The following is a 17,236-nucleotide window of genomic DNA, read 5'->3' as shown; positions in this document are numbered from 1 at the left end:
CCGCTGCGAGGATAAGCCCCGCCGGGGCCAACTGCGCCTGGACGGAAGCACACAGACGCCCCGACGGCTAATCTGGAGAAGTCGGCACGCGACAACCCGAAGCGGCCACGGCACGGGTCCGACACGGCATGGCGGGGAGCGGCGATGACCGATGACCGTGACGGACGCATTGTCACGTTCTACTCGTACAAGGGCGGTACAGGCCGCACGATGGCGTTGGCCAACGTCGCCTGGATCCTCGCCGCCAATGGCAAACGGGTACTGGCCGTGGACTGGGACCTGGAGGCGCCGGGCCTGCACAGGTTCTTCCATCCGTTTCTCGACCCCGCCACGGTGGGCGCCACCACCGGCGTCATCGATCTCCTGACCGACTACGCCTGGGCGGCCGGCGGCGCTGACAGCGAGCAGCGCCCGCCGGACTGGCATCGCGACTACGCCCGCATCCAGCGCCGCGCGGTCTCCCTGGAGTGGCCGTTCCCGGAGCCGGGCACACTCGACCTGGTGACCGCGGGCCGGCAGAACCGTGACTACTCGGCGTTCGTCAGCACCTTCGACTGGGACAACTTCTACGAACACCTCGGCGGTGGTGTGTTCTTCGACGCCCTGCGCGAGGACATGCGGCAGAACTACGACTATGTCCTGATCGACAGCCGCACCGGACTGTCCGACATCGCCGACATCTGCACCGCTCACCTGCCCGACATCCTGGTGGACTGCTTCACCTTCAGCAACCAGAGCATCGATGGCGCCTCCGCGGTTGCCCACGACATTCACGAGCGCTTCCGCAGCCGCAGCATCCGCGTCCTGCCCGTCCCCATGCGCATCGACGAGGGCGAGAAGGAGAAGGCCGACGCCGGACGTTCCCTGGCCCGGGCGAGGTTCGCCGGTTTCCCCGCCGGCCTGACCGACGACGAACTGACCTCCTACTGGGGCTCGGTGGAGGTTCCGTACCGTCCCTACTACGCCTACGAGGAGACGCTGGCCACCTTCGGCGACGAGGCCGGGGTCGCCGGATCACTGCTGGCGGCCTTCGAACGGCTCACCGGAGTCCTCACCGACCGGGCCGTCACCGCTCTGCCGCGTGTGGACGAGGAGGTGCGCCTGGGCGTCAAGAGGTCGTTCAACCGCAGCCGTTCGCCGCTCCCGGCCGTCCTGCACCTCAGCTATGTCTCCGAGGACCGGATGTGGGCCGACTGGATCGCCTTGCTGCTCACCCGGGCCGGCTTCCGGGTGCTGCCGAAGTACGTCGGCGGCGAGAACGACGGTGTGGAGAAGCCGGCCGACCGCACGATCGTCGTGCTCTCCCCGGCCTACCAGCGCTCCGCACGGGCCCGCCAGGTGTGGGAGGCCGCGACCGGCGGCAACCGCTCCGGGCGGCGCCAGGTCGTCGCCGTGCGGGTGGGCGACATCCGGCCCGTGCCGTCGTTCAGCGAGTCGGCGCAGGTGGACCTGGTGCGGCTGGACGAGACACAGGCCACCACAGCGATGCTGCGCGCCCTGGGCGAGCCCGCCCTGCCCGCGGAATCGCTGGACGACGGCCGGCCCATGCAGGCACGCTTCCCGGGCACCGCGCCCAGGTTCTGGAACGTCTCGCCCCGCAACGCCTCCTTCACCGGCCGCAGCGCCCTGCTGGAGCGGCTGCGCGACCGGCTCGGCGGCAGTGCCTCGGGCGGCTTGCCTGGGATGCACGCCCTGTACGGGCTGGGAGGTGTCGGCAAGACCCAGATCGCCCTGGAGTACGTGCATCGCTTCGCCGCCGACTACGACCTGGTGTGGTGGATCGCCTCGGAACAGAACGAACTCGTCGTCTCCGCCCTGGCGGACCTGGCCCCGAGGCTGGGGCTGCGCGTCGGCGACGACGCGGGGCAGGCCGCTCAGGAGGTGTGCGACCATCTGCGCCGGTCGAGTGCGACACTGCGCTGGCTGCTGGTCTTCGACAACGCCGACGAGCCGCAGGAGGTCAGCCGGCACTTTCCGGGCGGCAGCGGCCACATCCTGGTGACCTCGCGCAACCAGAACTGGCGGCAGTACGGCGAGGCCCTCGAGATCGACCTGTTCCCGCGGGAGGAGAGCATCGAGCATCTGCTGCGCCGGGTCGCGGATCTCACCACCGAGGACGCAGACCGGGTCGCCACCGCCGTCGGTGACCTGCCGCTGGCCCTCGACCAAGCCGGGGCATGGCTGGCCGAGACCGGCACGTCCGTCGACACCTATCTCGCCGAACTGGAGCAACAGGCCGAACGTGTACTGTCGTTCAGCCGGCCTGTGACCTACCCGCAGCCCGTGGCCGCCACCTGGAACGTCTCCATCGAACGTCTCAAGGAACGCTCCCCGGCCGCCGTACGCCTGCTTCAGCTGTGCGCCTTCTTCGGGGCCGAGCCGATCTCCATGAAGCTGCTCTACGGCGACGAGATGATCCGAGTCCTGGCCAGGGAGGACCCCGCGCTGCAGGAAAAGATGGTCCTCGGCCGGGTGATCCGGGAGACAGGCAGGTTCGCCCTGGCCAAGGTCGACCGGGCCACCGAGTCGATCCAGGTGCACCGGCTGGTGCAGGTGTTGATCCGCTCCCAGCTCACGCCACAGGAGCAGGAAGAGGCCCGGCACATCGTCCACCGCGTCCTGGCGGGCGCCCGCCCATCGGGCGAGGAACCGGTCGACGCCCCGGAGAACCGGCCCCTCTTCGCGGCGATCTGGCCCCATCTGGAGGCCTCCGAAGCCGGCACCTGCGACGAGCCGGAAACCCGGCAGCTGCTCATCGACCGAGTCCGCTACCTGTGGCAGCGCGGCGACCTCGCCGCCGCCCTCGCCCTCGGAGAGGAGCTGCGCCGGCTCTGGGAAGTGCAACTGGCCGAGCGGCACCTCCGGATCGCCGCGCTGGAGGAGAAGGCCGCCGCGGACAGAGAGGGCGCAGGAGGCACCGACGAGGAGCGGGCGGCCACGATCGAGGTCCACCGACGCCATGCCACCGAGCTGCAGATCCAGCTCCTGTATCTGCGCTTCCACATCGCCAACGTGCTGCGTTCGTCGGGCAAGTACACCGACGCGGAGACTCTGGGCTCGCAGACCCTTGCCCGCCAACGCGCGCTGCTGCCCCCGGGCCACCCGCACACTCTCATGACGGCAAGCGGCCTCGCGACCGACCTCGGCAGCGTCGGACGCTTCGCAGACGCCCTCGACATGGCCACCGAGGCCCACCGCGGCTTCCTGGAGACCTTCGGCGAGGACCACCCGCGCACCCTGAGTGCCAACAGCAACCGTGCCGTCTGTCTGCGGCTGCTGGGCTGCTACGGCGAGGCCCGCGACATCGACCAGGAGATCTACGACCGGCGGCGCAACGACCTGGGCAGGGAGCATCCGCACACCCTGGCCAGCGCCGCCAACCTGGGCCGCGACCTGCGGGAGTCAGGTGAGTACCAGACGTCGGTCTCACTGCTGGGCGACCACCTCAGGACCTACGGGGAACTGTTCGGCGAGGTCCATCCCGAGACCCTGCGCATGGCCAAGAGCCTCGCCGTGTCGCTGCGCAGGGCCGGCCTGCTGGAGGAGGCTCGCGCACTGACTCACCGGACCCGCGAGCACTACCGGCAGCGTGAGATCCCCGCGTCCGTTCCGGACGTGCTGGACTGCAGCCTGAGCCATGCGGCCGACCTGTACGCGACCGGTGCCCGGGAGGAGGCACTCGACCTGGCGCAGCACGTGGTGCGGCAGTACCGCGCCGCACCCGGCGAGCGCCACCCGGCGACGCTGGCCGCCGTCAACAACCTCGGCATCTTCCTGCGCGGGACCGGTGAGATCACCAAGGCGGGCAAGGTACTGGAGCAGAACTTCGCCATCCTGCGCGAGGTCCTCGGCGAACACCATCCGTACACCCTCGCCTCCGCCGTCAACCTGGCCAACGTGCTGGCGGAGCAGGGCGGGCTGCACGAAGCCGAAGAACTGGAACGGATGGCCATGGCCGGCTTCCGGTCCGCCCTCGGCCCGAAGCACCCGGACACCGTCGTCTCCTGCGCCAACCTCGCCGTGACCCTGCGTGAGCTGGGCCGGATCCCCGAGGCCGATCAGCTCCGGGAGAGCGCCGAGGCCGATCTGAGGTGGTTGCTCGGCGAGGACCATCCGCACATCGTCAGCGTGCGCGACGGCAAGCGCATCGACCGGGACCTGGAGCCGCTGCCCGTGTGATCGCCTCGCCCCCCAAGCGACGAGGGTCGAGCGGGTCGTCTGGTCGCCGACGCCCGCGCGTGCGAAGACGACGATGACGCCGCCCGAGTTCACACCGACCGCGGCCCCCTACCTCGCGCCGATCAGCCCGTGACCTGCCGGTACGAATACACGGCCGTCGCCACCGCGCACACCCCCGGCGGGATCATCTCCGCCCGCAGCGTGCCGCTGCTCACGTCGTAGTCGACGCCCTCCGTCTCGAAGGTGCCCGTGCACACGCTGCGCTGCGGCAGCCCGAACAGGGTCTTCACCGCGCCGGTGATCGGCTGACCGTCCAGCTTGCGCGGGAGGTCCACCTGGAGCAGCGGGCGGAGTTGGGGGGAGAGCGTTCCCGTGGCGTCGTTCGAGGCGCACAGCAGCCGTGTGTCCGTCACGAAGTCGCAGCCCTGGATGTCGCGCACTGGCTTGTCCAGGCTGATCTGCCAGGCCTCCTTCAGTTCCCCGCCCGTCGGCGGGGTGGCCGGGTTGAGCAGGGGAGCGGGGAAGACCTGGAGTCTCCTCTGCTCGCCCCATTCGCCCGACACCAGCCACTGCCCGTCGGGCGAGACGGTGGCGAAGGAGTTGTTCAGCTTCTCCCCCGGGTTGAGTTGGTGGACGTACTCGTAGCGCTTCCCGGCCGGCGTAGTCACCGCGAACATCTTGGACGTGGCCGTGTCCGGGCCCTGGTAGGCGTCGAAGACGTGGCCGCGTGCGATGTCCGGGTCGCCGACGTGGTTCCAGCCCTTGATGCGCAGGTCCAGGGGGATGGAGGCGAGCCCGCGGTACAGCAGGGAGCCGTCCGCGCGGCTCGCCAGGCCCTGCCCGCTGCCCAGCGTGTCCGTAAAGGTCCTGCCGGCTTCGGCCCAGTGCGGGTCACCGGCCGCGGACGCGGTGCCCGCGCCGAGCGTGAGGGCTCCCAATAAGCAACCGAGGGTGAGGAAATGACGTCTCATCAGGCTCCTGCCACGTCGACGAATACGGGGTTCGAATAGAACCACGTATCCGCCCACGGGTCACCGTTTCCGGGCTCGTGCGGGATCGGCCCGTGCGGGTCGACCGACGCGCCGAGGTAGCCCGCCCCGTGCCGGTTTCCGTCGCTGCCGCGCAGCCGGACGTAGAAGGACTCGTCTGAGGCAGTGAGCGGGATGCGCAGGGTGTACGTCCCCTTGCGGCCGCTGACGTCCAACGCGCGCACGACCTTGGTGTCCGGCGCCTTCCAGGAGTCCCGGTCGGCCACCGCACCGCGCACCGCGCCCCGGATGACGTCCACGTGCGCCAACTCCGGCACGATCCCCTGCGGGTTGGCCCGCGAGGCGGTCGTGACCGTCACGTACAGCGTGAGCTTCTCGCCCTTGCGCACGCGCAGCCGGCCGCCCAGCGTGACGCCCCGGCCGAAGTCGCAGTCCCGCTTGAGACGTACGTCGAGGCCGTCGAGCAGATGCCCGTGGTCCAGCCAGACACGGCCCGCGCGCAGGCCCGCCATCACCGAGCGGTAGCCGTAGCGGGTGACACCGACGTGGGTGCGGCTGAACTGGCCCGGCCAGAAGTCGCTGCCCGGCTGCGGGGCGTCGGTGTTCACCGGGTCGGGGAGCTTGCCCGTGTTGTCGAAGTTCTGGCCCGCCGGCCAGTCGCCGTTCTTCCAGGTGTCGAAGACGATCCGGTGCGCGTCGGAGTTCGTGGTGATCGAGAACAGCTTGCCCTCGGCCAGCATCGAGTCCCACAGACCGCCGACCGTCGCCGTCGCCCAGTCGAAGCCGCCGTACGTCAGATACGCGTCCGCCGGGTAGCCGGCCCAGGACTGCGCCGACGGCTTGTTCTCGTACTCGCCGCGGATCGAGGTGGCACCGCGCCAGCCGGGGATGGCGGCGCCCTGGGCGCCCGGTGCGCCCTCCATGCCGATCATGATCTCGGGGGCCGCGTCCCGCCAGGCCCGCATCTCGTGCGGGGAGTCGATACCGAGCCGCATCGGGTGGTTGGCGAGCACGAGCACGTCGTCGACGTAGCCGGTGCTGCGCTGCTCGGCGAGCCACTGGATGGCCTTGACGGCGTGTGCCTCGTTGCGGGCGGTGTTCGCGGCCCCGGCGGCTCCCTCGGTGAAGCCGAGCAGCTTGCCGTCGTAGGCGCTCTCGAACTTGGTGAGCAGGTCGACCTCGTTGGCACCCGGAGTCGTGAAGACCGTGCAGTGCTCGGCGGCCGGGATGTACCACTCCAGGCCCTGGAAGATCAGCTGGCGGGGGTTCTCGGCGCGGGCCTTGCGGATCTCTTCGTGCTCCAGCGCGGCGCCGTACTTGGCGTGCCCGAAGTTGGAGTGCTCGGTGAACACCATCCAGTCGAGGCCGAACTTGGCCCCCGCGGCGGCAAGTTGGGAGAACGTGTACTTGGCGTCGTGGCTGTAGACGGTGTGGATGTGGTGGTCGCCGACGAGGTAGGCGAGGCGCGGGTCCTCGCCGCCCAGTCGCCGGTCGGCGGGGGCCGATGCCGGGGCCGCCGCTGCCGGCGCGGCCGCGGAGCCGAGCGCGAAGGCGGCGCCGAACAGGCCGGCGCGGTGCAGGAGGCCGCGGCGGGAGACGCCCTGGGCGTCGAGGGCGGCGGCGGAGACGGACGGGTCGGCCCAGTCGGGCAGCTGCTGCTCGGTCACGGTGATCCTCGACAAAGGGGTCAGTGGTTCATGAAGGAGGTGACGGGCAGCGCCCGTTCGACGATACGGACGTCGCCGAGGCGGCCGTAGAGGATCTGGTCGATCTTGTCGCCGTACTCGTAGCCGCCGAGCAGCCAGGGCAGGCCGACGGAGGTGATGCCGATCGACGACGCCTTGGGGTTGCGGACGACCGGGCAGCCCTCGACGTACATCGTCGTGTGCTCGCCGTCGTTGACGACCGCCAGGTGCCACCAGGTCTCCAGCGGCGTCTCCTGGCCCCAGTTGGTGGCGATGCCCTGCTGGTTCAGCGGCCGCATCGCCCACTGCGGCTCCCGGTCGTTGGACAGGGACAGCGTGGCGAGCGGCTCGTCCGGGTCGTCGGCGGTCTTCCCGGCGGCTCCGCCCGTGCCCGTACGGCTGACCAGGCTCGACCAGGCGTTGTGCGAGGGGTCCCAGTCGGCGGGCAGGCGGTAGAACGCCTCGATGGTGTAACCGGACCTGAACGTCGCCGAGTTGAGCGGTGCGCCGTCGACCGTGCGCAGGTAGGCGCCCCTCAGCGGGGACTTGAAGCCCTGGAACTCCAGGCTGCCGTGGCCGGGCTGGTCGCGGTGGTGGTCGGCGGACCAGCCCAGCTTGCCGCCGCCCACTGTGACGAGTTTGAGGTCGTTGCCGCGCCCGGAGAGGTCCCGGACGGTGCCGGAAGCGCTGTCGACGGGTTCCTCGAAGCGCCAGTACGCCACCGTGCCCGGGATCAGCATGCGTGACGCGGGCCGGGCCGGGCGTGCGGGCACCGGGTCGAAGCCGGAGAAGCGGTCGGCGAAGTCGAGGTCGACGGTGAACCGGTCGGCGTCACCGCTGAGTTCGATCTCCTGCCGCTCCAGCTCGTTGAGGCCCTTCGCGGCCCGGCCCAGGATCCACGGGGAGACCGTCTCCACGTCGATGACGTTGCGGTCGAGGTCGAAACGGTAGAGCCGGATCATCGCGGCACCGCCGAAGTAGCGGTTCTGGTAGTTCGTCAGATGCAGGTGCACGTCATTCCCGACCGCGTTCTTGCGGGTTGCCCGAGCGGCGGGCCAGTAGTGCCCGTTGAGGGTGAGGAAGATCTGGTCGTGGTCCTCGATCAGCCTGTCCCAGAGCTGCTGCCCGTACGCCGACAGGGAGTCGTCCTCGACGACCAGCTCGTGGGTGGTGAGGATGACAGGCGTCTTCGGGTGCCGGGCGAGGACGTCCTTGGCCCAGGCGTACCCCTTCTCCGACAGCCGCCAGTCCAGCGCGAGGACCATCCACTCGCGCCCGGCGGCCCTGAAGAGGTGGAAGGTGTTGTAGCCGTCGGGGGAGGCACCCCCGAACGTCCTCCGGCCCGCGAACCGCTGCGGCCCGAACGCGTCCAGATACGGTGTCGCGCCGCGCTGGTCGGTGGTGGACGACTTCACGTCGTGGTTGCCGGCGAGCACGCTGTAGCCCACGCCCCGCCGGTCCAGGAGCCGGAACGCCTCGCTGATCGCGGCGACTTCGGGCTGTGTGCCGTTCTGGGTGAGGTCGCCGAGGTGGGACAGGAAGACGAGGTTCTCCTTGCGGCCGTGCTCCAGCAGATAGCGCAGGGAGGCTTCGACCGGTGCCTTGTCGATACTCGGTCCGTCGAACAGGTACTGCGTGTCCGGCATCACGGCCAGCGTGAAGCGGCGGCTGTCGGCGTCCGGCCGCCAGTCACTGGCGGGTGCGGCCTCGGCGACCGCCGGGACGGCGACCGAGGCCGTCGCGGCGGCACCGAGCAGCGCGGTGGCGCGGAGGAAACTGCGTCGTCCGGCGCCGGCCTGCGCGGCCTCGCCCTGGGCATGGTCATGCGAAGTGCACACGTGTGCTCCGTGAAGGGTGACGGGGGAGGGGAGGCGTGGGGGGAGAGAGGGGGCGTGGGGAGTTCAGAGAACGCGCAGGGTCCAGCTCCAGCGGTGGATGCCCGGTGCGACGCGATAGGAGGGGAAGGTGTCGGGGCCGCACGACGCCGTGCCGAGGCCCCGGTGCGCCGCGTCGATGTGCACCACACAGCCGGTGCGCGGCACCAGTTCGTCATGGTGGGCGGCGGCGGTCAGGTCCTCGGCCCGGTAGCGGGTGACGGAGACCTGGCGCGGCTCGTCCAGCACCACGGAGAGTCCGGTCGCGTCGGGCGCGGACAGCGTGAACCGCCGTACGCCGTGCCGGCCACCGCTCTCCTGCGGGCGCAGATAGGGCGTGAACAACTCGTCGACGGGGACGCAGTGATGGCCCACCGGCGCGCCCGCGCTCCGGTCCGGATAGGACTCCCACGGTCCCTGCCCGAACCACTCCAGCAGGTCCAGCCCCGCCACGGTCTCGAACACGGTGCCGACCCGGGCCACGTCGTGGAACTCCTCGGGCAGCTCGGCCTCTTCGTCGACCCGCATGCCGCCCTCGACCGGCGTGAACACCTGCCGGTGCCGGACGACACCGGTGGTGCCGGCGTACTCCGCGGTCACGGTCACCTTCCCCCAGCCTTCGGCCGGGGGGACCCCCATCTCGCTTCGCTCGGCGCCCCTGCGCACGGAGACGACCTTGCGGACCAGCGAGTCCAGCCCCCAGGACCGCCAGCGCCCCGCGATGCCGCCGAGCTCGTCGTTGTCGGTGGGCGCCCGCCACAGCGACAGCGCCGGGGCGGCCGTCAGCAGCGGGTGGACGAGCAGACCCTCGTCGTCGACCTCCACGGAACCCGCGGCGACCGGCACCGGCCGCGCGTCGGCCGCCCGCAGCAGTACCTGGGGCGTGCAGACCTCCGTGCCGCGCGGCGCCCACGGCAGGTCCTGCGCCGTCGTCACCCGCAGCGTCAGCCACGCCTCGCCGCCGTCCTCCGGCAGCGGGAACGGCAGCGGCACCGCCGCCGTCTCGCCCGGGCACAGCTCGGGCAGCTCGGCCGGCGCGGTCAGCGTGCGACCGTCCTCCAGCGACAGCACCCAGACGGCGGCCAGCCAGTCGAAGCCGCGGAAGTGCTGGTGGTTGGAGAGGACGATCCCCTCGTGCTTGTAGCGCTCGATCCGCACCGGCGCCGCGATCTCGCGGTGCTCGTACATCGCGGGCTTGGGCGTGCGGTCGGGGAACACCACGCCGTCCGCGATGAACGCGCCGTCGTGGATCGCCTCGCCGAAGTCACCGCCGTACGCCCACCGGTACCCGGGCGCGGCGACACCGTTGTCGTAGAGCCCGGCGCCCCCACGCCCGGCCGGTCTTCCGTCGCTCACGCGTTGCAGAATCCCGTGGTCCCAGAACTCCCAGATGAACCCGCCCTGAAGACCTGGGGTGGCCTCGATGGCAGCCCAGTGGTCGGCCAGCGTGCCGTTGCTGTTGCCCATGGCGTGCGAGTACTCGCACTGGATGAGGGGGCGTGTCTGTCTGCCCGACAGGGCGTGGGCGACGCAGTCCTCCAGCGGCGCGTACATCGGGCAGGCGATGTCGGAGGCGTCGTCCGTCGCCGCCCAGTCGAGCTTGGCCGCCCCCTCGTACTGGATCGGCCGGGTCGGATCATGGCGGCGCACCCAGCCGGCTGCCGCATCGTGGTTCGCGCCGTAGTCGGACTCGTTGCCCAGCGACCAGATGATGACCGACGGATGGTTCTTGTCGCGCAGCACCATCCGCGAGACCCGGTCCACGAAGGCGTTCAGATAGCGAGGGTCGTCGGCGATCTCGTGGGCGTGGTCGTGGGACTCGATGTCCGCCTCGTCGACGACGTAGAAACCGAGCTCGTCGGCGAGGTCGTACAGCGCCGGGTCGTTCGGGTAGTGGGCGGTGCGGATCGCGTTGAAGCCGAAGCGCTTGAGCAGCACCAGATCGGCGCGCATGTCGTCGTACGACACCGTCCGCCCGGTCAGTGGGTGGAAGTCGTGCCGGTTGACGCCCCGGATGAACACCCGCTCGCCGTTGACCAGCAGGTCGCGGCCCACGATCTCGACGTCACGGAAGCCGATCCGGTGGCGGGAGGTGTCGGCGACCGTGCCGTCGGCGCGGTGCAGGCGGACGGTCAGGTCGTACAGCTCGGGCGTCTCCGCGTTCCAGGCGCGCACCTCGGGGACGGTGGCCAGCAGCCGGGCCTCGCCGAGGAAGTCGGAGACGCGCTCGTCCTCGACATTCGCACGGTCGAACTCCCGGTCCTGTGCGAGGAGTTGACCATCCAGCTCCCCCGTCAGATACCACCCGGCGGGCAGCGCACCGCCTGTATCCCGCACCAGACAGTCGACCCGCAGTTCACCGCTGTACCGCGCCCGCACGGTGACGTCCGCGAGGTAGAGGGGATCCGTCGCGTACAGCAGCACCGAGCGGGTGATCCCACCGTGCCACCACTGGTCCTGGTCCTCGATGTGCGAGGCGTCGGACCATTTGACGATCGTGAGCCGTACGGTCGCGGCCGAGCCGGGGCGTACCAGACCCGTCAGATCGAACTCGGCCGCCAAGTGGGAGTCCTTGGAGATGCCGACGGGCCGCCCGTCCACGTGCACCAGCAGTACGCTCTCGGCGGCGCCGATCCGGAGCACGATCCGGCGGCCGGCCCAGTCGGCGGGGACCTCCACCTCACGCTCGTACACGCCCGTCGGATTCCTGTGCGCGGGCGACAACGGCGGAAACTCTGGATACGGCATGCGGACGTTCGTGTACTGCGGACGGTCGTCCGTGTCCTGCATGGTCCAGACACCCGGTACGTACGCCGACGACCACGCACCGCCGACCGGCGCGTCCGGAACCGGCAGCAACTGGAAGCGCCAGTCGCCGTCGAGGGGGAGTGCTCCGGAGCGCCGGTCGACGGCGTTCATGGGGAGTCGCCCCCAGGAGGTCACCTCGGGTGCCTCCCAGGGGCGCAGGGCTGTCAGCGGGTCGGGGAGTGCGTCGGTCATGGCCATTCCGAGGTCGGTGCGGTGTGCCGGGGCAGAGCGCGGCCCTGCAGGTCCCAGCCGGGATCGACGGGGATGCCGAGACGGTCCAGGACGGTGGGGGCGATGTCGATGAGTCGGGGCGTGTCGAGCCGGGTGCTGCCGGGCATGCCGGGCTCGGCGAGGATGACGAAGACCTCCCGCTCGGCGCGGGTGTCGCCGCCGTGGCCGCCGGTGTCGAGGTGACCGTGGTCCGTGGTCACCAGCACGGTCCAGCGCTCGTCGGCGCGCCCGGGGGCCGCGCGCCGGGCGTCGATCGCCTCCAGCAGCCGTCCGAGGTGGGTGTCCTGGGCGAGGAGGGCGCGGTCGTAGGCGGGGGAGAGAGGGCCCGTGGCGTGGCCCGCCTCGTCGGTGGCGCCGAAGTACACGAACACGACGTCCGGGTCGCCCCTGGTGAGCCAGCGTAGGGCGGTGCGGGCGACGCGGCGGTCCGCGGTGTCGTAGCCGCGGAACTCGCCGTTGTAGCGCACCCGCCGACCGATGGCGGCGCCCAGGACGCCGCGGCGGACCAGTGGCGGCCAGGACACGGCTGCCGCGGTGCGAAAGCCGGGCCGGGCTCGGACGGCGCGGGTCAGGAAGTCGGGGTAGCGGGCGAAGTCGGCGCCGATGAAGTCGTTGCCGGTCACCCCGTGTCGGTCGGGCCACACCCCGGTCAGCACGCTCGACCAGCCGGGCCCGGAGTCGGTGTAGGCCATGCTGGTCGACGGCCCCCTCTCGGCCTGGCCGTCCGCCTCGCCGTAGGGCAGAAGGCTGGTGCCGTGGGCGCCCGCGGCCATCAGGCCGTGCAGCACGGGCGCGTTGGACGGTGACCGGGTCAGCCTGTCGTAGCGCAGCCCGTCCATGCCGACGACGAGCACCTTGCCCCACGCGGCCCCGTCCCGGCGGGGCCCGCGGGCGGCGGGCCGGGCGAGGCACGAGGCAAGGCGGCGAGCCGACGGCCACCTGGCGAAGGGTCCCGTCCGCTCCGCCGCACGCTCACCCGGTGCCTGACCGCCCCCGGCGTCGACGTCCGTCACCGCGCACCCCTCTCGTCGCCCATGCCTGCCACACAGCCTCTACCGACCCGCCCTGAACCGACCGCTCGAATCCGGCCCGGCCGATCCAGGGCACGACCGGTCAACTCCCCTGCACCGCACCTTCGGTGGCGCCCGCGATGAACCCGCGCGCGAAGATGCTGAAGACGATGACCAGGGGGAGGGCCGCCATCAGCACACCTGCCATGACCATGCTGTAGTCGGTGCTGTGGCCGACGTTGAGCTGGGCGAGCTCCACCTGAAGCGTGACGTGGTCGGGGTTGGTGAGCACGATCAGCGGCCAGACGTAGTCGTTCCAGGCGTTGACGAAGGCGTAGATGGCGAGGAAGGACAACGCGGGCTTGATCATCGGCAGGGCGACGTTCCAGTACTGACGGAAGAACCCGGCACCGTCGATGCGCGCCGCGTCGAGCAGTTCGTCGGGCACACCGTTCTCGATGTACTGGCGCAGCCAGAAGATGCCGAAGGCGTTGGAGAGCGCGGGCCAGACCAGCGCCTTGAGCATGCCGACCCAGCCGATCTCCGACATCAGGATGAACTGCGGCAGGACCGCCAGCTGGAGCGGCAGCATCATGAACACCAGCAGCGTGCCGAAGAGCACCTTGCGTCCGGGGAAGTCGAACTTGGCGAAGGCGAAGGCCGCCAGGGAGTCGACGAACAGCACCAGGACCGTGGTGACGCTCGCGACGACGATCGTGTTGAGCATCGACCCGAAGAAGTCGATGGTGCTGAGGACGTTCCGTATGTTCTCCAGCAGATGCGTGCCGAACGTCAGCTTCGGCGGGCTCTGGTAGATGTCCTTGGTGGTGTTGGTCGCCATCACGATCGTCCACAGGAACGGGAAGACCGAGATCAGGACGGCCAGGCCGAGGAGGATGTGCGCGGTCAGGCCTTTGGGGCGCCGCAGCCGCCGCTTCGCGCCGGCGGCGGGCGATGTGGTGGCGGCTGTCGTCATGACTTCCTCCCTCGTTGCACGATGCGCCAGTTGATGACGACGAGCACGATGATCAGTACGAAGAAGGCCCACACGATGGCCGCGCCGTAGCCGTAGTCGTTGTCGAGGAAGGCCGACTGGTAGAAGTACAGCAGCGTGGTCAGGCCCGCCTGGCCGGGGCCGCCGAGGTTCGCGTTGGCGGCGTTGCTGGCGAAGAGCACCTGGGGTTCGCTGAAGCTCTGCAGGCCGTTGATCGTCGAGATGACGACGGTGAAGAGAATGATCGGCCGCATGATCGGAATGGTGATCTGGAAGAAGGTGCGGACGGGGCCGGCGCCGTCCATCTTGGCCGCCTCGTAGACCGACTGCGGGATGGCCTGGAGGCCGGCCAGATAGATGATCATGTTGTAGCCAGTCCACATCCAGGTCATCAGCGCCGCGATCACCACCTTGATCAGCCAAGGGTTGCTCAGCCACGGGACGGGCTCGATGCCGACCGTGCCCAGGATCGCGTTGACCAGACCGAAGTTGTTGCTGAACACCGCGCCGAAGAAGATCGCCACGGCGACGATCGACGTGACGTTCGGTACGTAGAGCGCGATGCGGTAGAAGCCCTTGAAACGGCGCACCGAGTGCAGCAGCGTCGCCAGCACCAGGGCGCCGAACAGCGTGGGCACGGTCGACAGCACCCAGATCGCCAGGGTGTTGCGGATCGACAGCCAGAAGACCGGGTCGTTCCAGAGGAACTCGTACTGCTGCAGACCCACGAACTGCTTCGTGCCCAGGCCGTCGTAGCGCTGGAAGGACAGATACAGCGAATAGAAGACGGGGACGAAGGAGAAGCCGGCGAAGATCAGGTAGAAGGGCGAGATCGCCAGGTACTGCCGCCAGTACGACAGCACCCCGCGCCGCTTGGGCCGAACGGCGCCCGCGGGCGGTGTGCGCCGCGGGCGGAAACGGGCCGGGCCCGGCCCGCCACGGTGCTCGCGCACCGTGGCGGAACCGGTGACCGGAGGTGATGCCACCTCAGTTCACCCCCTGTCGCCGGGCGATCTGCTTGGCCTGGTCGACCGCGTCGTTCCAGGCGTCGTCGGGCTTCTTGCCCTTGGCCTCGATGCTGCTCAGCTCGGCCATGAAGGGAGCCATGACCGCGGAGTCCGCGGGTGCCTCGTAGCTCACCGGGATGGCCTCGGCGGCCGGGCCGAAGACCTCGATGATCTTCTGTCCGCCGAAGAAGGCGTCGGGACCCGTCATTGCCTCCATCGAGTACGTCGCCGGAGAGGCGGGGAAGATGGTGGCGTCGGTGTAGCTCTTGGCGTTGTTGTCCGGGCTGAGGATCCAGCTGATGATCTTGAACGCCTCTTCGGGGTTCCGGCACTGCGAGGGCAGCGCCAGGTAGGAACCGCCCTGGTTGGCCGGCCCGTTGGGGGTCGCGCAGACCCGCCACTTGCCCTTGGTGCCCGGGGCGGCCGACTCGATGTCCAGCGCGTGCCAGGCGGCGCCGAGTTCGGTGGCCAGGTTCTTGCCGATGGCGGCGTTCCACGTCTGGTCGTTGATCTTGGCGTCGATGCCCAGCGTGTAGGGGCGGATCGCCGTCTCCCACGCGGTGCGGATGTGCTCCTGGTCGCCGATGAAGTGGTTGTCCTCGTCGATGAACCGCTTGGTGCCCTGGCCGACCGCGATGTTGAACACCGAGCTGATGTTGTTGACCAGGAAGATGCCGGGCTGCGACTTCTTCAGCTCGGTGCCGAGCGCGAAGTAGTCCTCCCAGGTCTTGGCCTCGGCTGCGACCTTCGCCGGGTCGGTGGGCAGCCCGGCCTTGTCGAACAGGTCCGCGCGGTAGAAGAGCGCGGTGGGACCGATGTCGATCGGGAACCCGATCTGCTTGCCGTCCTTGGTCTGGGCGAGCTTGGTCTTCCACTCCAGGTACTGGGACGAGATCTTGTTGAAGCCCAGGTCGTTCAGGTCGAGGAAGCGGTCGGCGTTGGGCAGGAAGGAGGCTATGTCCTCGCCCTTGATGCCGGTGATGTCGGGCACGGAGGAGCCGCCCGCTGCCAGGGTGGTGGTGAGCTTCTGCTTGAAGTCGCCGCCGATGGAGGCACTGGTCAGCTTGATCTGGCCGCTGAAGTGCGTCTTGGCCTCGGCGACCACCTTGTCGCTGAGCGCGCCACCCCAGTACCACAGGGTGAGGTCCTTGCCGTTCTTGGTGCCGCCCGATTCCGAGCCGCCGCCGCAGGCGACGGTCAGGCCGGACGCGGCCGCGGTGAACACGGCGGCCTGGAGGAAGCCTCTACGAGAAAGGTCCACGGGTCACTCCTGTAGTTCCTGTTCGACGTGCTGAGGGGATTTGGGGGTCAGTGCCGCTCTTCAGAGGCGCGTGGGCCGACGGGCGTGTGCGGGGCCGGCGGGGTGACGGGGGCATGGCGCACGGGCGGGCCGACATCGGCCGGGATGCGGTCGGCCAGGAAGCCGTACGCCTGCTTGAGGCCGGGGTCGGTCAGCGAGCGCCACCAGCGGTCGACGCCGTACCAGCCGGGGGCGGCGAGGGCCCCGCCGTGGTGCCGGACCGACAGCCCGGCCGCGAGCACCGCGAACCGCAGCCGCTGCTCCAGCGGCCAGCCGCCGAGCGAGGCCGCGACGAAGCTCGCCCCGAACACGTCCCCGGCGCCCGTCGCGTCGAGTACGTCGACGTCCAGGGCCGGGACCTCCGCGTACTCGCCGGTGATCTGGTCGACGGCCACCGCCCCGTCGCCGCCCCGGGTGACCACGGCGACCGGCACCAGCTCACTGAGCGTGCCGAGGGCCGCGACCGCGCTGTCGGTGCCGGTGTAGGCCATCGCCTCGGTCTCGTTGGGGAGGAAGGCGTGGCACAGGCGGAGCTGGTCGAGCAGGTCGGACGACCACTGCTGGGTCGGGTCCCAGCCGACGTCGGCGTAGACCTGGGTGCCGTTCGCGGCGGCCTTGGCGATCCACTCGCGCGGTTCTGCCTCGATGTGCACGAGGGCCGTGCGCGCCTCGGGCGGGTCGCCCATCAGCGCGTCCTGCGAGTACGGGGGTTCCTGGCCGTGGGTGACGAGGGCCCGGTCATGGCCGTAGGCGAGGGAGACGGTGACCGGGGTGGGCCAGCCGTCGGCCGTGCGGGACAGTGAGAGATCGATGTCCTCCTGGTCGCACAGGACGTCCCGGCAGTACTCGCCGTACAGGTCGTCGCCGAACACCGTGGCCAGCGAGGTCCGCAGGCCGAAGCGGGCGGCGGCCACCGCGAGGTTGGCGATGCCGCCCGGGCCGCAGCCCATGCCGCCCGTCCAGATCTCCTCGCCCGGTGTCGGCGGCTTCCCGAGCCCCGTGAGGACGAGGTCGTAGAAGAGCAGCCCGGTCAACAGCACATCGGGCCGGTCGTCGTCCACGGATACGTCCTCTCGCTCGGGATACGGTCGGAGAGCTCGTCAAAACTCTTCATTTCGTGACCGGAATCGTGCGCCGCTCCGAGAGATTGGTCAATACC

The 17,236-nt window shown here is 70.2% G+C and carries 10 protein-coding genes; 1 reads left to right on the top strand and 9 read right to left on the bottom strand.

The features are described from left to right. Positions 1–144 precede the first annotated feature (144 nt). Positions 145–4,179: an FxSxx-COOH system tetratricopeptide repeat protein gene (fxsT, locus tag IF78_RS0112925; RefSeq protein WP_031480782.1), complete on the top strand. Its 4,035-nt coding sequence runs from the start codon at positions 145–147 to the stop codon at positions 4,177–4,179. A gap of 122 nt (positions 4,180–4,301) precedes the next feature. Here the strand turns inward: fxsT and IF78_RS0112920 are convergent, their stop codons facing one another. The 9 genes from IF78_RS0112920 to IF78_RS0112880 form a co-directional block, all read right to left on the bottom strand. Beyond that, positions 4,302–5,150: a hypothetical protein gene (locus IF78_RS0112920; protein WP_031480784.1), complete on the bottom strand. Its 849-nt coding sequence runs from the start codon at positions 5,148–5,150 to the stop codon at positions 4,302–4,304. Further along, positions 5,150–6,835 carry a PHP domain-containing protein gene (locus IF78_RS0112915; RefSeq protein ID WP_031480786.1) on the bottom strand — a complete coding sequence of 562 codons (1,686 nt, stop codon included), beginning with the start codon at positions 6,833–6,835 and terminating at the stop codon, positions 5,150–5,152. The genes IF78_RS0112920 and IF78_RS0112915 overlap by 1 nt, the downstream gene beginning before the upstream one ends. Before the next feature lie 20 nt (positions 6,836–6,855). Further along, complete coding sequence (locus IF78_RS0112910) at positions 6,856–8,691, bottom strand: LamG-like jellyroll fold domain-containing protein (protein ID WP_031480788.1); 1,836 nt, start codon at positions 8,689–8,691, stop codon at positions 6,856–6,858. Positions 8,692–8,754: 63 nt separating this feature from the next. Next, entirely contained in the window at positions 8,755–11,727 is a 2,973-nt protein-coding gene (locus IF78_RS0112905) for a glycoside hydrolase family 2 TIM barrel-domain containing protein (RefSeq protein ID WP_031480790.1), read from the bottom strand. Further along, complete coding sequence (locus IF78_RS0112900) at positions 11,724–12,620, bottom strand: alkaline phosphatase family protein (RefSeq protein WP_267882954.1); 897 nt, start codon at positions 12,618–12,620, stop codon at positions 11,724–11,726. The genes IF78_RS0112905 and IF78_RS0112900 overlap by 4 nt, the downstream gene beginning before the upstream one ends. A 259-nt stretch (positions 12,621–12,879) precedes the next feature. Beyond that, on the bottom strand, positions 12,880–13,752 hold the full coding sequence (locus IF78_RS0112895; RefSeq protein WP_031480794.1) for a carbohydrate ABC transporter permease: 873 nt from the start codon (positions 13,750–13,752) through the stop codon (positions 12,880–12,882). Continuing rightward, positions 13,749–14,633 (bottom strand): carbohydrate ABC transporter permease, encoded by an 885-nt coding sequence (locus tag IF78_RS0112890; RefSeq protein ID WP_031480795.1) that lies wholly within the window; start codon positions 14,631–14,633, stop codon positions 13,749–13,751. The genes IF78_RS0112895 and IF78_RS0112890 overlap by 4 nt, the downstream gene beginning before the upstream one ends. Before the next feature lie 124 nt (positions 14,634–14,757). Further along, positions 14,758–16,038 (bottom strand): ABC transporter substrate-binding protein, encoded by a 1,281-nt coding sequence (locus IF78_RS0112885; protein ID WP_031480797.1) that lies wholly within the window; start codon positions 16,036–16,038, stop codon positions 14,758–14,760. Positions 16,039–16,085: 47 nt separating this feature from the next. Next, positions 16,086–17,138 (bottom strand): carbohydrate kinase family protein, encoded by a 1,053-nt coding sequence (locus IF78_RS0112880; RefSeq protein ID WP_031480799.1) that lies wholly within the window; start codon positions 17,136–17,138, stop codon positions 16,086–16,088. Positions 17,139–17,236: the final 98 nt, after the last annotated feature.

It is taken from the genome of Streptomyces bicolor (assembly GCF_000719285.1).
GTDB lineage: Bacteria > Actinomycetota > Actinomycetes > Streptomycetales > Streptomycetaceae > Streptomyces > Streptomyces bicolor.
Note: the sequence above shows the minus strand (reverse complement) of the source record. Positions and strands in the feature narration are given on the sequence as shown.

Excerpts from the sequence above, each read along its gene's own strand:
- IF78_RS0112905 (WP_031480790.1), bottom strand. The coding sequence starts at position 11,727 with ATGACCGACGCACTCCCCGACCCGCTGACAGCCCTGCGCCCCTGGGAG.
- IF78_RS0112895 (WP_031480794.1), bottom strand. The coding sequence starts at position 13,752 with ATGACGACAGCCGCCACCACATCGCCCGCCGCCGGCGCGAAGCGGCGG.
- IF78_RS0112920 (WP_031480784.1), bottom strand. The coding sequence starts at position 5,150 with ATGAGACGTCATTTCCTCACCCTCGGTTGCTTATTGGGAGCCCTCACG.
- fxsT (WP_031480782.1), top strand. The coding sequence starts at position 145 with ATGACCGATGACCGTGACGGACGCATTGTCACGTTCTACTCGTACAAG.